The organism is Vibrio sp. YT-15, from assembly GCF_033337445.1.
Classification (GTDB): Bacteria; Pseudomonadota; Gammaproteobacteria; order Enterobacterales; family Vibrionaceae; genus Vibrio; species Vibrio alginolyticus.
In genome coordinates this window covers 14,528-36,919 of sequence record NZ_JAWOQR010000003.1, presented here as the reverse complement: position 1 = coordinate 36,919, position 22,392 = coordinate 14,528, and the positions used below count along the sequence as shown (strand labels likewise).

General features: G+C 44.6%; 17 protein-coding genes and 1 other RNA gene. 5 read left to right on the top strand and 13 right to left on the bottom strand.

Going from position 1 to position 22,392, the window contains the following annotated elements; translation table 11 throughout:
* Positions 1-5: 5 nt before the first annotated feature.
* From mfd to R7D93_RS07160, 3 genes are all read left to right on the top strand, one after another.
* Entirely contained in the window at positions 6-3,467 is a 3,462-nt protein-coding gene (mfd, locus tag R7D93_RS07170) for a transcription-repair coupling factor (protein WP_225495518.1), read from the top strand.
* A gap of 7 nt (positions 3,468-3,474) precedes the next feature.
* The gene (locus R7D93_RS07165; protein WP_213868314.1) at positions 3,475-4,242 is read left to right on the top strand and encodes a peptidoglycan binding protein CsiV; all 768 of its coding nucleotides are present in this window, start codon (positions 3,475-3,477) and stop codon (positions 4,240-4,242) included.
* 160 nt (positions 4,243-4,402) lie between these two features.
* The gene (locus R7D93_RS07160; RefSeq protein ID WP_005387823.1) at positions 4,403-4,951 is read left to right on the top strand and encodes a GNAT family N-acetyltransferase; all 549 of its coding nucleotides are present in this window, start codon (positions 4,403-4,405) and stop codon (positions 4,949-4,951) included.
* A gap of 76 nt (positions 4,952-5,027) precedes the next feature.
* Here the strand turns inward: R7D93_RS07160 and R7D93_RS07155 are convergent, their stop codons facing one another.
* From R7D93_RS07155 to hinT, 7 genes are all read right to left on the bottom strand, one after another.
* Positions 5,028-6,317 carry an NAD(P)/FAD-dependent oxidoreductase gene (locus tag R7D93_RS07155; protein WP_005378463.1) on the bottom strand — a complete coding sequence of 430 codons (1,290 nt, stop codon included), beginning with the start codon at positions 6,315-6,317 and terminating at the stop codon, positions 5,028-5,030.
* Positions 6,318-6,850: 533 nt separating this feature from the next.
* Positions 6,851-7,393 (bottom strand): alpha/beta hydrolase YcfP, encoded by a 543-nt coding sequence (gene ycfP, locus R7D93_RS07150; protein WP_005378464.1) that lies wholly within the window; start codon positions 7,391-7,393, stop codon positions 6,851-6,853.
* Positions 7,394-7,468: 75 nt separating this feature from the next.
* On the bottom strand, positions 7,469-8,350 hold the full coding sequence (gene thiK / locus R7D93_RS07145; RefSeq protein ID WP_017634746.1) for a thiamine kinase: 882 nt from the start codon (positions 8,348-8,350) through the stop codon (positions 7,469-7,471).
* Between the two features lie 24 nt (positions 8,351-8,374).
* Complete coding sequence (gene lpoB / locus R7D93_RS07140; RefSeq protein ID WP_005378467.1) at positions 8,375-8,965, bottom strand: penicillin-binding protein activator LpoB; 591 nt, start codon at positions 8,963-8,965, stop codon at positions 8,375-8,377.
* Positions 8,966-9,031: 66 nt separating this feature from the next.
* A complete protein-coding gene (locus R7D93_RS07135) occupies positions 9,032-9,424 on the bottom strand; it encodes a YcfL family protein (RefSeq protein ID WP_064353738.1) in 393 nt (130 codons plus the stop codon).
* A complete protein-coding gene (locus R7D93_RS07130; RefSeq protein WP_025766940.1) occupies positions 9,424-10,821 on the bottom strand; it encodes a COG3014 family protein in 1,398 nt (465 codons plus the stop codon). The genes R7D93_RS07135 and R7D93_RS07130 overlap by 1 nt, the downstream gene beginning before the upstream one ends.
* Positions 10,822-10,890: 69 nt before the next feature.
* Complete coding sequence (hinT, locus tag R7D93_RS07125) at positions 10,891-11,241, bottom strand: purine nucleoside phosphoramidase (RefSeq protein ID WP_005378473.1); 351 nt, start codon at positions 11,239-11,241, stop codon at positions 10,891-10,893.
* 269 nt (positions 11,242-11,510) lie between these two features.
* On the opposite strand from hinT, the gene R7D93_RS07120 reads away from it, so the two are divergent.
* Positions 11,511-13,502 (top strand): methyl-accepting chemotaxis protein, encoded by a 1,992-nt coding sequence (locus R7D93_RS07120; RefSeq protein WP_005378474.1) that lies wholly within the window; start codon positions 11,511-11,513, stop codon positions 13,500-13,502.
* Positions 13,503-13,665: 163 nt separating this feature from the next.
* On the top strand, positions 13,666-14,826 hold the full coding sequence (locus R7D93_RS07115) for a DUF1887 family protein (RefSeq protein ID WP_005378476.1): 1,161 nt from the start codon (positions 13,666-13,668) through the stop codon (positions 14,824-14,826).
* A 156-nt stretch (positions 14,827-14,982) separates the two neighbouring features.
* Here the strand turns inward: R7D93_RS07115 and udp are convergent, their stop codons facing one another.
* The 6 genes from udp to R7D93_RS07085 all read right to left on the bottom strand — a co-directional run bounded on the left by udp (position 14,983) and on the right by R7D93_RS07085 (position 22,386).
* Entirely contained in the window at positions 14,983-15,741 is a 759-nt protein-coding gene (udp, locus tag R7D93_RS07110) for a uridine phosphorylase (RefSeq protein ID WP_005378479.1), read from the bottom strand.
* Positions 15,742-16,055: 314 nt separating this feature from the next.
* Positions 16,056-18,362: a zinc/cadmium/mercury/lead-transporting ATPase gene (locus tag R7D93_RS07105; protein ID WP_213868313.1), complete on the bottom strand. Its 2,307-nt coding sequence runs from the start codon at positions 18,360-18,362 to the stop codon at positions 16,056-16,058.
* A 172-nt stretch (positions 18,363-18,534) separates the two neighbouring features.
* Positions 18,535-18,954 carry a CBS domain-containing protein gene (locus tag R7D93_RS07100; RefSeq protein WP_005378483.1) on the bottom strand — a complete coding sequence of 140 codons (420 nt, stop codon included), beginning with the start codon at positions 18,952-18,954 and terminating at the stop codon, positions 18,535-18,537.
* A 247-nt stretch (positions 18,955-19,201) separates the two neighbouring features.
* The gene (locus R7D93_RS07095; RefSeq protein WP_005378485.1) at positions 19,202-19,936 is read right to left on the bottom strand and encodes an RNA methyltransferase; all 735 of its coding nucleotides are present in this window, start codon (positions 19,934-19,936) and stop codon (positions 19,202-19,204) included.
* Between the two features lie 212 nt (positions 19,937-20,148).
* An RNA gene (ffs, locus tag R7D93_RS07090) (signal recognition particle sRNA small type) lies at positions 20,149-20,245 on the bottom strand.
* 137 nt (positions 20,246-20,382) lie between these two features.
* Entirely contained in the window at positions 20,383-22,386 is a 2,004-nt protein-coding gene (locus R7D93_RS07085) for a GGDEF domain-containing protein (RefSeq protein WP_213960407.1), read from the bottom strand.
* Positions 22,387-22,392: the final 6 nt, after the last annotated feature.

Genomic DNA, 22,392 nt, shown 5'->3' with positions numbered 1-22,392 from the left:
TTCCTATGACAAAAGCAACGATTCTTTCCGTCACCAACCCTTCAGAGCGTGGCGACAAAAAACAGCTAGGTAATTTGCCGGGCGCAGCTCTACCTCTAGCCATTGCAGAGCTAGCCAAGCAGCATTCGAGTCACTCTCTACTCGTTGTGCCTGACCCGCAAATTGCTTTAAAGCTTCAGGCAGAGATTGAGCAATTCACCGACCAAACGGTAAGCCTGTTCCCCGACTGGGAAACGCTGCCTTACGATAACTTTTCTCCGCATCAAGAAATCATCTCTGAACGTATCGCACGCCTATACCAACTGCCAAGTCAGCGTAATGGCATAACCATCGTCCCGGTCAGTACAGTATTGCAACGCCAATCGCCACGTGATTTTCTGTTGCAACACACTTTAATGGTGAAAACTGGTGATCGAATCTCGCTAGAGAAGTTACGTGTACAACTTGAAAATTCAGGCTACCGCCATGTAGATCAAGTATTTGGGCCAGGTGAATATGCAAGTCGTGGGTCTATTCTGGATCTCTTTCCTATGGGCAGCAATGACCCGTACCGCATCGACTTCTTTGATGATGAAATAGATACCATTCGCACGTTTGATCCAGAGAACCAACGCTCTATCGACGATATTCAGCAAATCCAATTGCTGCCTGCACATGAGTTCCCAACCACTAAAGAAGCGATTGAAGATTTCCGTACACGTTGGCGCACCCAGTTCGACGCACGCCGCGAGCCTGAATCAATCTACATGCAAGTGACCAAAGGCACGTGGCCCGCTGGTATTGAGTATTGGCAGCCGCTGTTTTTTGACCATACCGAGACTTTATTTGAATATTTGCCAGAAGACTCTCAAGTCATCACATATGGTGATATCGAATCTGCGGTCGATACTTTCTTAACCGATGTCGAATATCGATACGACCAGAAAAAAGTTGATCCGTTGCGTCCTCTTTTGACTCCTGAACAGCTTTGGTTGAAAAAAGACGAACTTTTCAGTCAACTAAAACAGCTCCCTATCGCTCAATTGAGCCTAGATAAAGTGGTTAAGCGTGCCGGTCGTCAAAACCTACCCGTACAATCGTTAGCCGAGCTTGGCGTTCAGCAACAAAATAAAGAGCCGCTCTCGCGCCTTCGTCAGTTTAGTGAGCAATTCAGCGGAAAAATCGTTTTCTCGGTAGAGTCAGAAGGTCGTCGTGAAGCACTAACGGAGCTGTTGCAAGGCATCAAAGTTCGGCCAGTCGTACATGGCTCACTTTACCAAGCTCTAGACTCGGGTGATCGATTCAGCTTGATCTTAGGCGCAGCAGAGCATGGTTTCATTCACGAAGAGCTGAACTTCGCTCTGATCTGTGAAAGTGATCTACTCGGTGACCGTGTTATCCAGCGACGCCGCAAAGATAAAAAAGCCGTCAACAGTGACACCGTTATTCGCCATCTTGCGGAACTAAAACCCGGTCAACCTGTGGTTCATATTGATCACGGTATTGGCCGCTACATCGGTTTACAAACACTTGAAGCCGGTGGTATGAAAACGGAATACGTCACTCTTGAGTATCAAAACGATGCCAAGCTCTACGTGCCAGTTTCATCACTGAATCTTATCAGCCGTTATTCTGGCGGCGCTGAAGAGAGTGCGCCACTGCATAAATTAGGTGGTGAAGCGTGGGCAAAAGCACGTCGTAAAGCGGCAGAAAAAGTGCGTGATGTCGCGGCAGAATTGCTGGATGTGTATGCTAAACGAGAATTAAAACCTGGCTTCAAATTTGAGCTAGATCGTGGGCAATACGCAACATTTAAAGCAACATTCCCGTTTGAAGAAACAGATGACCAAGCGATGGCCATCAATGCCGTCTTGTCAGACATGTGCCAGGCAAAAGCGATGGATCGCTTAGTGTGTGGTGACGTGGGCTTTGGTAAAACGGAAGTCGCTATGCGCGCAGCATTTGTCGCAACGGATAACAGTAAACAGGTCGCCGTACTCGTACCAACAACCTTGCTTGCTCAGCAGCATTTCGAAAACTTCCGTGACCGTTTTGCCAACTTACCAATCCGAGTTGAAGTACTGTCTCGTTTTAAATCTGCCAAAGAACAAAAAGTCATTCTGCAAGACGTTGCCGATGGTAAAGTCGATATTGTCGTTGGTACGCATAAGCTGCTTTCGAGCGACATTAAATTCAAAGATTTAGGTTTGTTGATCGTTGATGAGGAACACCGCTTTGGGGTTCGTCAAAAAGAAAAAGTCAAAGCAATGCGTGCGGATGTGGACATTCTTACCCTCACCGCAACACCAATTCCACGCACACTGAATATGGCAATGAGTGGCATGCGAGACCTGTCGATCATCGCGACACCTCCTGCACGCCGTTTAGCCATTAAAACCTTTGTTCGACAAAAAGAAGAGCCAGTGGTCCGTGAAGCGGTACTGCGTGAAATTATGCGTGGTGGTCAGGTTTACTTCCTGCACAATCAGGTTGAAACCATTGAAAAAACGGCAGAAGACTTACAGAAACTCATCCCAGAGGCACGCATTACCGTGGCTCATGGTCAAATGCGCGAGCGCGAACTTGAGCGAATCATGAATGACTTCTACCATCAGCGCTTTAATGTGTTGGTGTGTACAACCATCATCGAAACCGGTATCGACGTACCAACGGCAAATACCATAATCATGGATCGTGCGGACAATCTTGGCTTGGCGCAGTTGCATCAATTGCGTGGCCGTGTTGGACGTTCGCACCATCAGGCCTATGCTTACTTATTAACGCCACATCCAAAAGCCATGACCAAAGATGCCATCAAGCGTCTTGATGCGATTGCTTCACTGGAAGACTTAGGTGCTGGCTTTACGTTAGCAACCCACGATTTAGAAATCCGTGGTGCTGGTGAGCTGCTTGGTGATGAGCAAAGTGGGCAAATTCAATCCGTTGGTTTTACACTTTATATGGAAATGCTGGAACAAGCAGTGCAAGCATTAAAAGAAGGCAAGGAGCCATCTTTGGATGAGCTGCTTCGTGAGCAAACTGAAGTGGAAATGCGAATCCCAGCGCTCTTACCAGATGATTACATTCCGGATGTAAACACACGACTGTCGATGTACAAACGCATTGCGAGTGTCACAAGCAGTGATGAACTATCAGAGCTAAAAGTGGAACTGATTGATCGCTTTGGTCTGCTTCCAGACGCAACAAAGAACTTACTTGCCGTCTCAGAATTGAAAATTTCGGCTGGTAGTTTAAAAGCGAAAAAGATAGAAGCCCATGATAAAGGTGGATTTATCGAGTTTTACCCTGATGCTGACATAAATCCAGCGTATTTAGTTAAACTACTGCAATCACAGCCGCAAAAATTTGCAATGGAAGGTCCAACTAAGTTCAAGTTTAGCGTACCATTGGTGGACCGACGTAAACGCATTCAGTTTGTTCAAGACTTACTGAATGATTTTAAACAGAATTTATTACCAACGAGCTAATAGTCGAATGAGAATACTGATCCCGTTATTGCTTCTATGTGTCTCAATGCCCTCTTGGGCACAGCGCCAATTTGATATTGAAGTGATCATTTTCAAGCGAGCAGTCGACGCTGAAAGCACAACAGAATCTTGGCCGAATCAACTGCCAAAAATCGATATGGAAAATGTCGGTAGCCTAGAGAGTGAATCCTACCGCCGCTCTAAAGGCGTGACACTTTTGCCAAGTTCTTCTTTCCGTCTCAACGAGCAAGAAGCGGCACTAAATAATCATGCCGGCTTTAAAGTGCTTAAACACGTAGCCTGGCGTCAAGGTGACCGAGGTAAATCTAGCGCCCCAATTTTCCGCATCGTTGGCGGGCGAGATTTCTCTGATTCTTATCAAGCAGATGGCCGCCCACTCAATGGCAATCAAACATTTTCCAGCGACGGGTACAGTGAAGAGACGGTCAATGGTCCTTTATATGAACTAGATGGTCGATTCCAAATATACGTACAGCATTACCTCTTCGCCGAAACAACACTAGATCTGCGCGAACCAAGTGTTAGAGAGGTGCGTTTTGAACCAACCTCAACTGAGCAATTGGCGGATGACTTAGGTGAAGTAGATGGTAACGTCCAAGTCGGTAACTTGGCAGAAATATCGCCGACAGTAACCGAAGAGAAATTCCTGAAGAGTTATCGAATGGATCAAAAACGTCGTATGCGTAGCAGCGAGACTCATTACCTAGATAACCCGTTGATGGGTATGATCATTCAAGTTCGTCGGGTTCGATAAGCACGAGCGGTTCGACAAAGCGCAGCAAAGCTGCGCTTTGTTTTTATCTGCTATACCTCAGTTATTCCTAACCAACGCAGAGCAAGGAAAATAGCTGCGTTCAAGTATAAATAGACAGCTTTCAATTTACTTACACTCAACATGGAAGTCGTATTAGTTCATGAGTCCAGACTTTGAAATCATTGCGCCCCGCTTAGCGCTCAAGCTCATCCCTGCTGAAGAAGCACATTCACTACAACGATTACTTGCAGAATCCCCTTCGCTGCACCAATGGCTTGACTGGTGTGATAAAAACGTCACATTGAAAACCGCGCAGGACTTTCTGTTGGCAACCCGTCTTAACTGGGTCAAAACTGAGGCTTTTGGTTTCGGTATCTATGAGCGGCAAAGTAACACTTTGGTTGGAATGGCAGCGGTCAATGAGTTATATCATACGTTTAATATGGCGAGTATTGGTTACTGGGTTGCCGACCGCTATCAACGGCAAGGCTATGCCCAAGAAGCCGTTAAAGCCTTAGCAGAATTCTGCTTCGCAAAGCTAAGTTTAACTCGACTAGAGATTGTTTGTGACCCCGACAACGAAGCTAGCCAAGCCTTAATTGAGTCCGTCGGTGCACAAAAAGAAGCCATCGCCAGAAACCGGTTTATTTTTCAGGGTAAGCCTAAAGATGGCGTTGTGTTCTCACTTTTACCGACAGATCTAACATAAACAAAAAGCCACCGACTTGCGGTGGCTTCTGCATTTTTTAAGATACAACACATCCACACAGAGTGGATTTAAAACCTTAGTGCAGCTTAAGGTTTGGACGCAGCACGCGATTAATGCGGCCGACGAGCATCATCAGACCGGTTTTGAATACACCGTGCAACGCCATTAGGTGCATGCGATACAATGAGATGTAAACGACACGAGCAATACGGCCTTCTACCATCATCGACCCTTTAGTTAGGTTCCCCATCAGACTACCAACGGTTGAGAAGCGACTTAGAGACACTAATGAACCGTGATCTTTATATACATAGTCTTTCAACTCGCGCCCGTTGATCTTCGCGACGATGTTACTAAATGCCTGGCTTGCCATTTGGTGTGCAGCTTGAGCGCGTGGCGGCACGAACGAACCGTCAGACTGGGTGCATTGTGCTAAGTCACCAATAACAAAGATGTCATCATCTCGTGTTGTCTGTAGTGTGTTTTTCACTACAAGCTGATTGATACGGTTCGTTTCTAAGCCAGCGATATCTTTAATAAAGTCTGGAGCTTTGATACCCGCAGCCCAAACCATGATTTGAGCTGGGATCTTCTCACCATCTTTTGTAGTAAGGCCATCTTTTTCAGCTTTAGTCACCATAGTGGCGGTGCGCACGTTTACGCCCAACTTCACCAACTCTTGATGAGCAGCAGAAGAGATTCGTGGAGGTAACGCTGGTAAAATACGCTCACCTGCTTCAATCAGATTGACGTTCAACTTGCTAGAGTCAAGATCACCGAAGCCATAAGTGCGCAGCTCTTTAACAGCATTATGTAACTCAGCTGATAGTTCAACGCCAGTTGCACCAGCACCAACAATCGCAATATCGACCGTACCGTTACCGTTTTTGGCGTGCAGCTTTAGGAACTCGTTGTTCATTTCTGTACGGAAACGGTGTGCTTGCTCAGGGCTGTCTAGGAAAATACAGTTTTCACGAACGCCAGGCGTGTTGAAGTCGTTTGATGTCGAGCCAATTGCCATCACTAGAATGTCGTATTCTAGCTCACGGCTTGGCATAAGAAGTTCACCGTGTTCGTCTTTAAGCTCACTTAAGATGATCACTTTACGTTCACGGTCGATGTCTTGAAGACTACCCATTTGGAAGTCGAAGCTGTGGTTTTTTGCATGAGCTCGATAGCTCAGTGCATCTACTCCTTCGTCCAAAGAACCTGTAGCAACCTCATGCAATAATGGCTTCCACAAGTGGCTCGCTTTTCGATCGACTAGCGTAATTTGCGCACGGTTTTTGCGACCTAGAGTTCGACCAAGCTTAGTTGCCAACTCAAGACCACCTGCACCGCCGCCTACAACGATAATGCGTGTCACAATGATTTTCCTCTACAAAAATGAATATATGGGGTTCAGCTCGATGCATGACTCACAAACATTTGTGGCATCCATCCAACCGATGAATTCTTGGTTCTTAGAGGTGTCTCAATTACTTGGATTAAAAAACTGCCACTCACCTTGATTCTTTATCTATCAATGACTTGTCAGGGTTTGGCACGTTTATCTGGTACGCATACGACGCCAGAATTTTTGGGCAAGTTTATTACTCGCTCTCAATTTTTTTTTGATATTTATCAAATTATTTTAGTCCGGTTCATTATATAGAGACCAACTTTGAAGGCAACCAAAATCCGTGTAACGAGTACGGATTGACTACTTTTCGACTACTCTACAACAAGGTGTTCGTGCTACATAGGAGGGAAGTAAGAAAACGGTAAGGAGAACACAATATTCAAAGCGTTAAACCAAGAAAATGTGCCTTTCAAAGAGACAGTGGCTCGGCATACTCAAGAGAAGGAATCGCAGCAAAGCAGCCGATAAAAACGCCGCTTTACTGTCTACACTCAACATTAATAAGTATTTTTAAATGCCTTTATCGCTTGTAAATGATGAGAGATTTTTTTGAACTTATGAGACTGAGTTTCATCCCAAATGATTTGATAGTGTTTTTCTAGCTCAGCTGCCGTTTTCGAGTTGTCATGCACTTCATCATCTTTAGAGAGAATCACTAAGCAGTGAGCTTGATTTTTCGCTCGGAACTGATCAACACATTTTGTTGCGATATCTTCGTACTCTTCTGGGCGATCGATTCGACCAGCCATCGTTTTTTCTGGGTGCAAGTTCGGGTTGAACATCACTTGCTTGATACCGCATAGAAAACCAATTCGCTCAGACCAGTAACCACCTAAACCAACCCCACAGATTAACGGGTTTGGGTCATCAGATTGATCGATAACTTTAGACACTTCTTTTAACAAGTGTTGCATGTCGTGCTTTGGGTGAAGGGTGCTGTAATTGATAAAACGAACGTCGTCGTCGATAAATTGCAGTTGAAGAACTTTTTCGTGGTTACCCGGGCTTGTACTGTCAAAGCCGTGTAAGTAAATAATCATGTGTACCTCTCCCTGTGTGTATCTGGTACTTTTATTAAAACTACCACTATTTCCTTACTGTTAAAGGGGAAAATATCACGAGTTCTCAAAACAGTGATCTTCCATACACAATGAGCCTTTCAACTCATACGCACTGTTTAAGTATTGTTCAGTTCCCCACAATTTATAGGCAAGTAGATACCAGAGCATCGCCATCACCAAGGTTCTTGGTTGCCAAGCGTGTACACCTCTCAGCCAAAGAGACACATCTTCGATACCTCGAATTTGGCAATACTGCTTTACCGCTTCTTCCACAGGCGCATTCGCGACCTGAATAGTTAAGGTCAAATCAAGCCTAGGGTCAGCAATCCCGGCATACTCCCAATCAATGACTTTCACCCCACTCTCCCCTCGCACTAGGTTGTAACACCCCAAATCGAAGTGACATAGGGCAAGCGGAACAGGTGCAACGTTCGGTTCCGTGCGCCACTTCATGTACAAAGCCTCAAACTCCGTACCCACATACTGACCATCAAGCTCAAGCCAATAATGATCGATGCGAGAAATATATGAAAATGGAACCAAAGGAATTGCGCTTATCGGATATTGATGAATCTTCGCCGCAATGGATAATAAATCGCTTAGTGCTAAGCCTGACTCCGTCAGTGCCTCTCCTTCTATCCATTCCACCAGCAACCCTTGCTCATGAATAAAAACTGGCTTGGGGCCAATTTCCAATGAAGAGACTGCATTCAGCACTTGATATTCACTGTGACGAGAAATTGAAAAAGCCTTGCAGACATGACTGGTCGGTCGCCAGATGTATGCAAGGCCTTGAGAAGATTCCAACCGCCAACAACGGTTGGTGAGCCCCCCGGTAACAGTTTGTACTTTTACCGGAGGCTCCGTAAAGAAGCCATCGAGAGCGTTAAGACTCGGATCTAACTGTTTTGCTTGTTGCCAAGAAAACCATGCCATTGATGACTTCTCCACCCTGTTCGATTAAAGACCGAATAGGCTCTTAGATTGCGCTTTACGAATTTCAGTTTCATCCGCCCACTCAATCAAACCTGTTTCTAGGTCCATTAGGCGCATGGTCATCTTGTAGTATACATCTTTATCGCTACCTGCATTTTTCACAATGCTAGATAGGTTGCCGTAAAGCATGTATTGAGCACCAACCATTTTACCAAATTGGATAGCTGTGCTTTGGTTAACAAGCTCATCCGTGTTTTGGAAGTTAAGTTGTTCACGCACAGACTCAACACGGTCCATATCAACAAAACGGAACTTACCTGAGTTCAACATCTTAGTAGAGATCGTGTCAGTAATGGATTCAGTGTCAATATGTTCACTGGTTTTGTTCTTAATTCGCTCAACAAAAACGATAGGACGTTGGTCACGAGTAATTGCTGCTACAGAGCCCGACATCATCATGCTATCCACCATTTCAGCCGCGATTTTTTGTAAATCTGTTGAGCCAAAATCGATAGTCGTGGTTTCTGTTGCTTGCGCATCGCCGTAAGAGACTTTGTTAGAACAGCCACCTAAAATGACGGCAAGACCTAAAAGAGCAATAATACTTTTTTTCATGAGAGTTCCTTAGTTTTTCAATACCAGCGCATCGTTAGCGCGGCAGCTTCGGCAGAGCCGTTAAGATTAATCGTCTTGTGCTTCTCTAATTTGCACACGGAATTTTGTGCCATTTGGATTCACAGTAACTTCAGATAACGTGACTTGCTCAAATCCTCGCACAATCATTTTTCGCCACGGACCAGGTTTGGTATTCACTTCTAAACCATTGTTGTCATACCAATAAAATCGGTAAAGAATGTGCTGATCACCTTTGTAATTGCTACTCAGCAGCACGACTCCTCGTGGGCGATCATCAACGTAAGTGGTGGTGATGTTGTCAACTAATAAGCGACTACCTAAAACGTTATCATTAAAAAATACTTTTTGCGTTTGGCCATCAATTCGAATACCAGCCGTGTTTTCGGCGCATCCAACTAAACCAATAGCCATTGCTAAACAAACAAGCCATGCTTTCATTACAGTCTCCCTAGCTGTTTATGCCACACGGTTGAGTGTGCTCCCTGACGAGATACCCATACCAATGTAGTCTGCTGTGCAGGCACTTCAAACTGATAGGTTTGATCACCCAAGTTTAAACTTTGTGTTCCCGGTTTCACGATTTTTGAAGCCGTTTTCACTTGCGCTGGCAATGTTTGCCAACTTCTTGTATCTGGCTGTTCGGTCAATGTGTTCCATACATTGAAAAGTATGTTGCCCACATCATCGCCTTTTTTCGCCGCCTCTTTTCGGATTCGATCTTTTGCCCAAACACGAAGAGCTTGACGGATCACTATTGTAGTAAGACGTTCATTAAGATCGTTTTGCGCCATCGCATTAACATCAGTCAGCGTACTGGAAGGCAATACCTGACCATTTAAAACAACATCGCTAAAACGTTGAGCACCTCGGTTCTGATAATAAGGAAGCGCCAACGAATAAATCGCGCCATTATCGCGACTGTCGTAAATCGGTAAATCAATACGCCACCCTTTCATCGCCTCAACAACACCCTGCTCATCAATAACGATGACTCGCCCTTGTGACTGAGTTAATCCAGAAGGTGCTTTGCCATACCGCTTCTCTAGCATGCGCAAGTCTTCACGCATGCCCAGCTTCTTAGCAGCGTATAAGGTACTTTCCACAACTTGCTTGTTGTCTGGCATTACAGCGAGTGCTCGTCGGTAATCAACATAAGCACTGTTTAAGTCTCGCGACGCTTCATATAACAAGCCAGAAAGATAGAACAGATAACCATTTTGTACCGCGCTTAGTTTTTTACCAGCATCAGGGTAGTTCGCTAACACACTGCCTAAATTGGCAGACATGCCTTGCTTGTTAAGGTCTTTCTCTGCTGCTTTTAGCTCTTTTTCACGCGCCTTTCTTGCTGCTTCCTGAACTTGATTAGCTCGACGCACTTCAACTAGTGCCCCTTCTAAATCGTTTTTCTGTAAGTAATTTAGTCCTAGATACAGGTGCAAAAAGCCAAGTTCGTAATCGGCGGGATGATAGTCTTGGAGATTGTCGTTCACTGCGAGAGAGCCGACGCTCGTTGCCGTGTCTGACACAGATATCGTCGCACGATCTTGTTGAACACGTACAGCACGATCGCTGCTTTCTAGCGCATTTAAACTTGTTGGGTAATCTTCAGCAAGAAAAGAGATACGACCTTTTTCAAAATTGCCAAGTATCTCGCCACCCACTTCACTTGATTGAAGTTGTTTTGCTTTGGCATATTCCCCTGCAACAACGGCTTGATAAACTTCTTGATTCTGGTTGCTGTAATGGCTAAACAGATTGCCCGCAGATAAATTCGCGCAGCCAGAGGCCATTAAAGCCCAGCTCATCAGCCCTAACAGCTTTACACCTAGTTTCACATTTATCTCCACAAATGTGTCATTCGACAGGAAAAAGAAGTGGGTGAATCGCCACCCACTTTTAAAAGCTTAGCTCAATACCATTGGACCTAGAGGGCGGCCGCCTAGTAGGTGCATGTGAATATGGTAAACCTCTTGGCCACCATGTGGATTACAATTAACGATCAGGCGATAGCCGTCTTCAGCAATACCTTCTTCTTTCGCTAACTTTCTAGCAACAGTGAACAAACGCCCCATCATTGCTTCATCTTCAGCTTCTACATCATTCGTTGTTGGGATCAGTTTATTCGGAATAATGAGAATATGGCTTGGTGTGCGAGGGTTAATGTCGCGAAACGCAGTCACCAAATCATCTTGATAAAGGATATCGGCAGGGATTTCCTTGCGAATAATTTTACTAAAGATCGTTTCTTCCGCCATGAGGACTCCATTTTATAAACGTAATTAGACCCCAATTAGTATGCGCCAACCAAAAGCGGAGCTCAATAAAAACAGTGTTCACTTAACATTATTAATCAAATGCTAATTAACGAAGCTTTTTTTGTCGTGTGCGTCATAAAATGCGCGTCACAAACTGAATACAATCCAATGAATTTTGTTACTTTTTTAAGACAATTATTATTTTTATACCCAAGTAAACTCAAAAATGCTTGGGTAGCTTGTCTATTTTTGGGAGAGGAAGCTCACTTATGCGAGGTTCAGTTATTAAAAGGATGTATGCCGGCTTTGCACTGATCATCATCCTATTTGCCGTCACAATTGCCATTATGATGGGAGGAATGAGTGATATTCACGGAAAATTTGGCACGGTTTCTAAATCATCCCTACCGTTGGTATCGTTATCTAATCAAACCAGTGTTGAGCTGCTTTCTGCCGACAAATCATTTAAAGACTTCCTGACGACAGAGAATAAACAACGCATGGATGAAATGCGTCAGGAATTTGCTAGATCTCAACAGCGCTTCGAATCCACATTGGCTCAACTGAAAACCGCAAGCCAAATCTACCCTTCTCTTGCCGAACCGTTTTCACAGTTAAAAACGTTAGAGCAGAGCTATTTTACAGAAGCTCTAGAGGCCATGGACAACTACGAAGCAATGTTTGCGGCTCAAGAAGAAGTGCAAAAATCCTCACGCCGCTTCCAAAAACTGAATACCGAACTTTCGGTTGGTCTTAAAGAATATGTGGCAGATCAAACCAGCATTTCTGTCAAAGTCATGGCAAAGAGCTACTTTATCAAGTTAAAAGATGCCGAAGTAATTACCTCTGATGCCCTCGCCAGTTCCAACCCTGAGTTTGTTACGCAAGCCGTAGCTAAAAACCGCAAAGCAGTAACGCACTTGAATTACGCATTCCGCGGGTTGGTGACTCAGCTTCCTGAGCTAGAAAAAGCTTTTGGCGAATCTGTAGAGCAATTTACTCGTGACGTTGGTATGCGTGGCGGTGTGCTAGACCAACATAATAATTACCTCAATGCTCGCGCCGCTTTGTATAACAATATCGCCAACCTAGCAAATAAAGTGGATTCAACCATGGCGATTCTTGAGCAATTCACGACAACCGCAACAGATAAGCTCAATGAATCATTGGCAGACGCAGGTGACATATATTCGGCGGGTGTAACGAAAGCCATCATCATTGGCGTTATTGTCGTTTTACTCGCGACAGCGATTGGCTACCACATCGCACAAAGCGTTCGCGAACCGTTGACTCGTATTCTAAAAGTGTTAGAAAGCCTGACTGAAGGTGATATGACACAGCGTATCGACATTCGCTATAACAACGAATTCAGCCGTGTGAGTGGACACATTAACTCACTCGCCGACAACCTTCACGAGATCTTGGTGAAACTCAACGAAGCGTCAGAAAACCTATCGTCAACCGCGACAACCAACGAACGCACCTCTTCGCAAGCACAAATTAAATTGAGCTCTCAACGCGAACAAACAGCAAACGTCGCTACCGCGATGACAGAAATGTCTCATTCAGTGCAGGAAGTCGCGCAAAGTGCGCAAGGCTCGTTAGAAATGGTGCAACGCGTCGAATCTGCCTCTGAAGAAGGTAGAAATGTTATGAGCAGTAATATCTCAACCATTAATCAACTAGAAACACGTTTGAACGAATCGGTTTCCGCAGTTTCTGAGCTACAAAAAATGAGTGGTCAAATTGGGTCTATCCTTGATGTGATCCGCAACATTGCGGAGCAAACCAACCTACTGGCATTGAACGCGGCAATTGAAGCAGCTCGCGCTGGTGAACAAGGTCGCGGCTTCGCGGTAGTGGCAGATGAAGTACGAGTACTCGCATCAAGAACGACTCAATCAACCACTGAAATTGAATCCATGATCAGTAATCTGCAATCTAGCTCACAATCAGCAAACCAAGTAATACAAAGCTGTATGAGCGATATGGAGATGTCGGTTGAGCAAGCGTCAAAAGCGAACAGCTCAATGGAAGAGATCCAGGCGCTAATCATTGAGATCAGCCAAATGAGTACGCACATTTCACAAGCAGCAGCAGAGCAAAGTGAAACATCAACAGACATTGCTCGCAGTATTGAAGATATCAACAGCATCGCCGATGAAAGTTTCCAAGCCATGTCGAGTATCGCACAAACCAGTGAATCACTGACCCACTTGGCTCATCAGCAAAATGAATTGGTCCACCGCTTTAAGTTATAAATACTTTATAATTAAGAGCATTAATTAGTGCAATCAACTGTATAAGGGCGACTTTTTGTTAAGTCGCCCTTGTTTTTTGTCGGCCATGTCTACATATGATTAATAAGGCCAGCTCATCCCCTTGCACAACTCTTTTCGAGCGGCCTCATAAAAAGGAAAATCTATGGCTGTTCATGTTGGTATTATCGACCAAGACCCAGTGAGATTGGTCACTCCTCTATTAGATAATCGTACGCTAAGCACACATATCGTCTTCATCGGAGACAAGAGCCAGTTAGATATATTTGACCGACTGAGTGCCGTTTTAGATCAACGAGAAATTACTTCTGAATTTTTTGAAATTCCATCCGCTGTTAATACATCTCTGATCAAACAAGCAATTCAAAAACTGGCAAAAGACCTCCATGAACGCGGCGAAGATGTAAAATTGAACGCGAGCTGTGGTCTTCGTCATCGCTTGTTGTCGGTGTACGAAGTTTTCCGTACCTATCGCTGGCCAATTTTTGTGGTTGAGCCTAGTAGCGATAAGCTTTGTTGGTTATACCCTGATGGCAAAGAAGATACCCAAGTCGAAGATCACATTACGATTGCAGATTACCTCACTATCTTTGGTGCACGCGGCGAGTTTCACCACGTTGATTTACCACCTCTTCTTGATAAAAAATTGTATGAACTTGGTGAACGATGGGCCTCAAATGCGCTTGAGCTTGGGCCAGGTCTAGCAACACTTAACTACCTTGCAACCACATGCCGCAAAGAACAAAAGCTTGATGTCGAGCTCTCCGAAAAACAGCAGGGCTACCGTGAGCTCAACATGTTGCTTTCAGATTTAGTAGAAGCTGAAATCGCCACCTATGAGAATGGCGTTTTAACGTTTGCAGATGAAGATGCTCGACGCTTTTCAAACGGTGAGTGGTTAGAGACTTTGGTTCACAGCACCGTGAAGCAAATCCAAGACACCATGCCGACGATCCAAGATCGATCGTTAAATGTTCAGGTTTATCGCAAACTTGGTGAAAGTGAAGTACGCAATGAGTTAGATGTCGCAACAGTTGTAAACAACAAGCTGCACATCATCGAGTGCAAAACCAAAGGCATGAGAGATGACGGTGACGATACTTTATATAAGTTAGAATCGCTTCGCGATCTATTAGGTGGCTTACAAGCGCGCGCAATGTTGGTGAGCTTCCGTCCTCTTCGTCACAATGACATTACTCGTGCTGAAGACTTAGGGCTAGCCCTGATTGGCCCTGATGAGCTTAAAGATTTAAGAACGCACTTAACGGCTTGGTTTAAAGACGCGGGCGGTTCAGACGAGATCTAGTGCCATTAAGAAAAGCTAAAATTCACAACGATAAAAAAGCAGCATTAATGCTGCTTTTTTATACCTAAATTTTAGCTGTACGCATTTCTATAAGTAGAAAAAAACCAGAGGTTAGCCTCTGGTTTTCCTGTTTGTTTAAATGCCAACTATAGCGGCTTAAAGCATTTTACGCGCAGCTTCTACAACCACTTTAATTGAACGCGCTTCCGTTTCTTTCAGAGTTGAATGATCTGGAATCTCTTTTTGTGTACGGTTGATGATAACACCTGCCACACAACCCGCTTTTAAACCAGAGCTCGCACACATTGTTAGCAGTGTTGCAGACTCCATCTCGAAGTTAAGTACGCCCATGTCTTGCCATTCTTGCATAGAGCCTTGGAAACGCTTAACAACACGACCAGAGAACGTATCGTAACGTTCTTGACCAGGGTAGAACGTGTCGCTTGATGCAGTCACACCCATGTGAACTGTAGCGCCAGACTCTTCTACCGCTGCTTTCATTGCGGTTGCTACTTCAAAGTCAGCAACTGCTGGGAATTCCATAGGAGCAAAGTGTAGGCTCGCACCGTCAAGACGAACTGACCCCGTCGTTACGATCATGTCACCCACGTTTACATGCGGTTGAATTGCACCCGTTGTACCAACACGTAGGAAAGTGCGAACACCAAGCTGTGCCAATTCCTCAACTGCGATAGAGGTAGAAGGACCACCAATACCTGTAGAACAAACCACAACAGGTTTACCGTCTAACTCTGCACGGTATAGCGTGTATTCACGATGGCTTGCTAGAAATACTGGATTTTCCATTTGTTCTGCGATTTTTTGAACACGCGCTGGGTCACCAGGAATGATCGCTAGAGTCGCACCATTAAGATCAGCTTCAGTAACACCTAAATGGAATACAGCTTGAGACATAAGTCGCTCCTTATTGTGGCTTATTTTATGAACAATAAGCTCATTAATCAGTTATTGGGTACAGATGCACTGTAGCGAACCTTTCACCAACATAGAGTGATCACAATCACAATGACAAAATGTAATGAAAATTAAATTTCAAACAAAACTGGTATTGATCACACTTTAAGGGGCGTTAGATCATTTTGTTGCATAGCAATGCGTGATTTCAAGGACGAGAAAAACGTCTGATCGCATCAGGTTAATACGGTTAAAAAAAGCCCGATACACGAATGCCTCGGGCTATTAATGAGTGGGATCAATGGTTAGGTCAGTTATTTGATCTGCTTGGACTCAAAACGAAGTAATCTCAACGCATTCAATGTCACCAGTGCTGTTGCACCACTGTCGGCTAATACAGCAACCCACAACCCAGTTACACCAAGTAAACTTGTCACTAAGAATACACCTTTCAAACCTAGCGCTAACGCGACATTCTGACGAATGTTACTTAGCGTCGCACGCGACAGTTCTATCATGGCAGGTAGCTCAATCAAACGGTTGTGTGTTAACGCCGCATCAGCAGTCTCGAGCGCAACATCCGTACCGCCTCCCATCGCAATGCCGATACTCGAAGCTTTCATGGCTGGAGCATCATTGATACCGTCTCCCACCATCGCAACGGTATGTTGTTGTGATAGCTTCTCGACGTAATGCACCTTGTCTGCAGGTAACAAACTCGCTTTATAATCCAAGCCTATTCTATTTGCCATTGCTTCTGCACTTCTCGGGTTGTCACCCGTTAGCATCACCGACGTGACCCCAAGTTCCTTCAACATTGCGATGGCTTGCTGGGCATCTGAGCGCAATGTATCTTGCCATGCGATCACGCCAATGACCTCGTCATCGAAACGCACAATGACAACCGTTTTACCTTGTTGTTCCAACGTAACCACTTGCTCTTTGGCTTCTTGAGAAAGTGGAAAGTCTGCCTTTGAAGGCGTGACCACTTGGACCATTTTTCCATCGACGTAACCAGTGACACCAGAGCCTACTTGCGCGGTTTTATCCAACGCTTCAGGAATAGTAAGCCCCTGCTCTTGCACTTTGGTAACTAAAGAAACCGCTAGAGGATGACTTGAACCAACCTCGATTGACGCAGTTAGGCTAAGTAACTTGTCTTCATCCATATCAAAAGCAAAGACGTCAGTCACTTCTGGTTTACCTTGCGTCAGTGTCCCAGTTTTATCAAATGCGACAGACTCAACCTTGCCAAGCAACTCAAGCGCCGCTCCACCTTTGATCAATGCGCCCCGCTTAGCCGCTGCCGCCAAGCCAGAAGTGATCGCCGCAGGTGTTGAAATTACTAATGCACATGGACAAGCAATCAACAGCAGGGCGAGTCCTCGATAGATCCACGTTTCCCACGGTTGGGCAAATAGTAATGGCGGTGTAACGATAACCATCAGAGACACCAACATCATTAGTGGCGTATACCAACGGCTAAATTTATCAAGAAAGCGTTCTAATGGTGCCTTACGGGATTCTGCTTCTTCAATCAAATGAAGAATTCGATCTATCGCATTCTCGCCCTGACGGGAAGTCACCTGTAAACGAACCACTTTATCGACAACCACAGCCCCGGCCATCACTTTGCCACCGGTTTGATGTTCAACGGGAACAGATTCTCCCGTTAACGCACTTTCGTCAAAACTCGCAAGCGCATCTTGCAAAACACCGTCGGCAGGCAAACGACCTCCGGGTGCGACTTCTATGATATCCCCTGGTTTAAGCTGAGCAGCTGGTACTTCTTTACGTTCACCATCAATTATTAAAATTGAATTTTCTGGGACTAAGTCCATTAACGCCTGGACACCGCTTCGCGCGCGAGATGATGCATATGCTTCTAACTTTTCACCAATAAGGAAAAGCAATAACACCATTGCGGCTTCGGCGGTTTCACCTAAATATAAAGCGCCGAGCGCCGCTACACTCATTAACGTTTCAATCGCAAAAGGCGTACCGCTACGCGCCAACTTAAATGCTTTGAGCGCGATTGGGTATAAACCAAGTAAACACGTCAAAGTGAATAACCAAGCGCTTATTTGAGGGTCGATCTTAGAAATTACTGCCGCAGTAGCCATTGCACCAGCAATCGAGAGAATTTGGATGTTGTCTCTTATGACGCCAAGCCAGCCTTTCTTTGTAGTGATTGGTTTTGGAGCATCCAGTGAAGAGAGCGGGAAACCCGTTTTTTGGGCCGTCTGCTCTATCGTAGCTATCAGCTCTAGACCATCAAAATCGACGACCAGTTTTTCTGTTGCAAACAAAACCTTGGCTTGGCTGACGCCTTGTAAAGACGTAATGGCTTTCTCAAGCTTTTGCGCACAAGATGGACAATCCATACCTGACACAAGCCAAGCGTTCCGAACGGAGGAATTACTCTCCCTTGTGGGATCGTCTTCCTCGCCTGTGTCAACGCTGCAGCCTCCTCCACTACAGCAAGAGCTTTCAGAAACATCAACACTGGCCTGAGAGATATTGAGCGAAGATTTTACTGGCGCACAGCATGACTCGCTTGCACCAAGCGGCACCACAGCTTTGATTTTGCTAGATTGGCAACCTTGATGTTTTGTACACATAATTTTTTCCTTATTGGTATCGGTGATTTACCTATTGCTAAGGATAAACCTTAGAGTAAGCTCCAAGGTCAAGATAAATTTGTACAGTTCGGCGATAGAAAATAAAAAAGACGCCGAAGCGTCTTTCCAAACCAGTTTAAAAGCAATATTCCGTAAAATTTAAACAGAGAGGTTAAACGGGATGCTTAAAACACTCATTTAATGTCATTCCGATGGCACGCAGCACGTCTCTTCTTGTGATAACACCAACCAACTTACCTTTGCCATCCACCACTGGATACATTTTCGGCTTTCCAACTTTCATCATGTCAGCCAGTTCAATTACTGACATTTCTGGAGAAACAGATAAAACATCATCATGCATACACTCTTGTACCGTATGTGTATCTTGGCAGTGATAACTTGCTTTCACCAACTTATCTAATAAGTCTTGCTCCGATAAAAACCCAACCACTTTTTCATTTTCATCAATGACAGGGCCACCTAGTGTGACACTTTGCATTACTTTGTTTAAAGCTGCCGAAAGTGACATATCTTTCGTGAAAGTCACCGCTTGCAACGTCATGTAATCTTTTACTTTTAATGAATGCATTCTTATCTCCTTAAGGGCATTTTATTGCGGCCTTTAGATAAGTGTCGCCTAATTTCCTGATTTTACTAAATGGAAAGGAGTAATTTTATTTATAGGCACAGCCTATTGAACTAAAACAAAATTAACTCACCGAACAACATTCACTGTATTTCGTTAAACGCAAGATTCAGCCAGGCTGATTTTTCTAGGCAATAAATACAACAAAGCCAGTCAAATTGACTGGCTTTGTTATTAAGTAATTGTTGCGTTAGCTATGTTGGCGGCGCATGTTGTCTAAAATAATGCCAGTCGCCATCGCGACATTCAGTGATTCGGCACCGCCAAACGCCGGAATCGTGATCTTATCTGTCACGAATTTTGCTGCGGCTTCTCGCACACCATGAGATTCGCTGCCCATCAACAAAATACCTTCAGCAGCGAAATCCGTTTTATGAACGCTCTCTCCTTCCAAAAACGCGCCATATACTGGCAATTTGGCGTGTTCCAAGTAACTTGGCAAATCCACCAAACTCACTTGTACGCGGCCAAAGCTGCCCATGGTCGCACTGATCGTTTTAGGATTATAAGGATCAGCACAATCTGTACTCGCAATAATGTGCTTGATGCCATACCAGTCTGCAACACGAATAATCGTACCTAGATTACCAGGGTCGGATACACCATCTAGCGCAATCATCAATCCTTTCGCTTGAGGCTCTTTTACACTCGGAATTTCAACCACAGCAATGGCCGCATTATTGCTCACAAGCGTGCTCGCTTTGGTCAATTCATCAAGCGATGCTTCAACACAATCAAAACGATTTAGCGTACCAGCATTTTGTTCGAGAAATGCCGCTGTTGCAAAAACCTGCTTCACCTTCAATGAACTACTTGCTAGCTCTAGTACGTTCTTTTCACCCTGAACTAGGAATAAGCCATGCGCTTTACGCTGTTTCTTTTGACCTAAAGCACGAAGCAGTTTTAATTGGTTTTTTGAAATCATTAAAGTATCCCAGGTGAAAATGGTTATTCGGCGAGCGTACCCTAAACAATCTTCACGAAAATTCGGTATCAAGCGGATGAGATTATAAATTATACCTAAATAACCTCAAGAAGCTTGATCATCAGAAGACGTTGAACACCAAGCGTAGCCAAAATAAAAGAAGGTTCAAAAACGAAAAAAGCCCTGCGATAACGCAGGGCTTTCAAAGGGTGGGACCCCAGCCACATCCCGGCACACAAGTCACACGCTGCGGCTGCTTCCTTCCGGACCTGACCGAGTTCACGAGCTATTGTTGCGAGAGGACCAGAGCCCCATAATTCTTTTCGAGAGGTCTTGCCTCAATCGATGGGGCGATTATTCAGTATCAGCTCTCATAATGCAAGAGCAAAAACCTTGAATTTCATCATTTCATTACCGTTTGGACAAAACTCGATCAATTCATTCCTTTATGATGAAACCGTACAGTCACGATAAGAGGAGTCGTGCCGTGAGGACTGCTTACTCATGTACATGTCTTCATCAGCCAAATGCATCGCTTGCTCTAAGCTCATGTGCCGTTCCCTTTTTGCAGAGAAACCAATAGAGATACTTATAGACTCCAAATCACTACATAATTTGCCTTTCACGTCGATTCTACTGAGCTCTCTCATTGCTCTAGTTAACTCGGCTTGCGTAGGATAACCCAGCAATATGAACTCATCCCCTCCAATTCGATAACATCTTCCCGACCAGACATAATGAATTTTTAGTGCCAGTAGTTGTAAAACTTCGTCCCCAGCGCGATGCCCATAAGTGTCATTGATTCGTTTGAAATGATTAATGTCTAAGTAAAGTATGGATAGATCTTTGTTTACTCCTTTTCGATACTTTACTTGCAACGCACGACGGTTCCTTAACCCTGTTAAGTTGTCAGTGTTCGATTGACGGTAAAGATAAAGCGAAACACAAATAGCAAACAATAATACAAAGATAAACACAGCTTGTGTTTGCGTCGCTAATCGAATCTCATATTCAAGTGCGGTACGCCAATCTGGGCGTACATCGTACTGAGCAATGATCTTATCAACTTCTAACATCGCTATCGCTCGACTGAAGAAAGGCGCAAGCATGGCTCCTTTTTCATTCGCGACCAATCCAACAGAGAGTTGTGACTCATAAAACTCGCCAATAGCGGTATCCTGCTCTATCGGAACCAATTCACTGAGACGTAAAAAATGATTGAGCATCGCCGTATCCATCGGAATGTAATCGACTTCTTCATTTAATAGCCCCTGAATGAGCTCTTGTTGAGTACGATAACGTTTGAGTTCTTTTAGCGGTAACAGTTGCGTCATCATTTGATCGAAAAAGTCATCCTTAACTACGCCAATCCGCTCAGATATCAACTGTGAAACATGAGAGTATGTGCTCGGCTTGTAACCTAAACGCTTGACCATCACCGATGCTGGCGCGTAATGGGACTTTGGAAAGTAGCTAAATGCGCGCCGCTCACGGCTGACCGTTAACGGCGCCAAAATTTCGAAATTACCTTGGATAAACTCATGGTACATAGAACCCCAGCTTTCACCAGGCTCACTAATGATCAAGCAGTTTAAAGCCAAGATCTCACAGCTTCTCAGGACTACATCAGCCGTCATCCCTTCGACACTACCATCTGCGTTGTATACAACATATGGAAAGATAGATTCGAGCTTAATCCGTATTGGTTCATTAAAATCAAGGGGCAATAAACGAATAGACTCACGCAACGCTGCTCGCCTTAATTCAAATTGATACTGGGAAATTTCTTCGCGAAGCTGCTTTTGCACCGCTTCTCCGTGAATAAACGTGGCGAACGTGTCCAACTCCTCAAGATGATGATCTTTTTTACTGATGATGGATACGGGCTTTATCGAAATCTGATCATTGAGCATCTTGGCGTCAAACCCCTCCATCAGCATCGGCTTGAGCTGGTTAATGGCATCGACAACGCCGTCCACAGCACCTGAACGTAGCAGTGTTACTGCTTGTTCGTGACCTTGATAAGAGATCTGTTCTAGCTCAGGGTAGTGTTGTTTAAGTAATTGGGCATAAACTGTATCTTTGGGGACGCCAACACGCGAAATATCACTCAACGTCGAATCTTTTAAGCCAAAGAGGTAGGTATATTCGATATTTGTTGGGCGGGAATAACTAAAACGTTGAGCACGTTCTTGTGTGTAAGTGATATTCGCAGCAAAGTCCGCTTCCCCATTCGCTACTGAATTTAGAATGGCATCAAAGCTGGAGTAGTTCACGTATTGAACGGTAAAGCCAAACTCCTCTGAAGCAGCATTGAAAAGAACACGAGTGACGACATCATCCGCTTCAGTCGCGACTTTATAATGAGCAATTAAAGGGGCTTCGGCTTTTACATTCAAACTCAAGAGGCAACATGCAAAAAGCGACAGTGTTCGAGCAAAAGTTGTCATGACAAA

Bases quoted from the DNA above. Each gene is read 5' to 3' on its own strand.
- mfd (WP_225495518.1), top strand. From the start codon at position 6: ATGACAAAAGCAACGATTCTTTCCGTCACCAACCCTTCAGAGCGTGGC.
- R7D93_RS07165 (WP_213868314.1), top strand. From the start codon at position 3,475: ATGAGAATACTGATCCCGTTATTGCTTCTATGTGTCTCAATGCCCTCT.
- R7D93_RS07160 (WP_005387823.1), top strand. From the start codon at position 4,403: ATGAGTCCAGACTTTGAAATCATTGCGCCCCGCTTAGCGCTCAAGCTC.
- ycfP (WP_005378464.1), bottom strand. From the start codon at position 7,393: ATGATTATTTACTTACACGGCTTTGACAGTACAAGCCCGGGTAACCAC.
- thiK (WP_017634746.1), bottom strand. From the start codon at position 8,350: ATGGCATGGTTTTCTTGGCAACAAGCAAAACAGTTAGATCCGAGTCTT.
- lpoB (WP_005378467.1), bottom strand. From the start codon at position 8,965: ATGAAAAAAAGTATTATTGCTCTTTTAGGTCTTGCCGTCATTTTAGGT.
- R7D93_RS07135 (WP_064353738.1), bottom strand. From the start codon at position 9,424: ATGAAAGCATGGCTTGTTTGTTTAGCAATGGCTATTGGTTTAGTTGGA.
- hinT (WP_005378473.1), bottom strand. From the start codon at position 11,241: ATGGCGGAAGAAACGATCTTTAGTAAAATTATTCGCAAGGAAATCCCT.
- R7D93_RS07120 (WP_005378474.1), top strand. From the start codon at position 11,511: ATGCGAGGTTCAGTTATTAAAAGGATGTATGCCGGCTTTGCACTGATC.
- R7D93_RS07115 (WP_005378476.1), top strand. From the start codon at position 13,666: ATGGCTGTTCATGTTGGTATTATCGACCAAGACCCAGTGAGATTGGTC.
- udp (WP_005378479.1), bottom strand. From the start codon at position 15,741: ATGTCTCAAGCTGTATTCCATTTAGGTGTTACTGAAGCTGATCTTAAT.
- R7D93_RS07105 (WP_213868313.1), bottom strand. From the start codon at position 18,362: ATGTGTACAAAACATCAAGGTTGCCAATCTAGCAAAATCAAAGCTGTG.
- R7D93_RS07100 (WP_005378483.1), bottom strand. From the start codon at position 18,954: ATGCATTCATTAAAAGTAAAAGATTACATGACGTTGCAAGCGGTGACT.
- R7D93_RS07095 (WP_005378485.1), bottom strand. From the start codon at position 19,936: ATGATTTCAAAAAACCAATTAAAACTGCTTCGTGCTTTAGGTCAAAAG.
- R7D93_RS07085 (WP_213960407.1), bottom strand. From the start codon at position 22,386: ATGACAACTTTTGCTCGAACACTGTCGCTTTTTGCATGTTGCCTCTTG.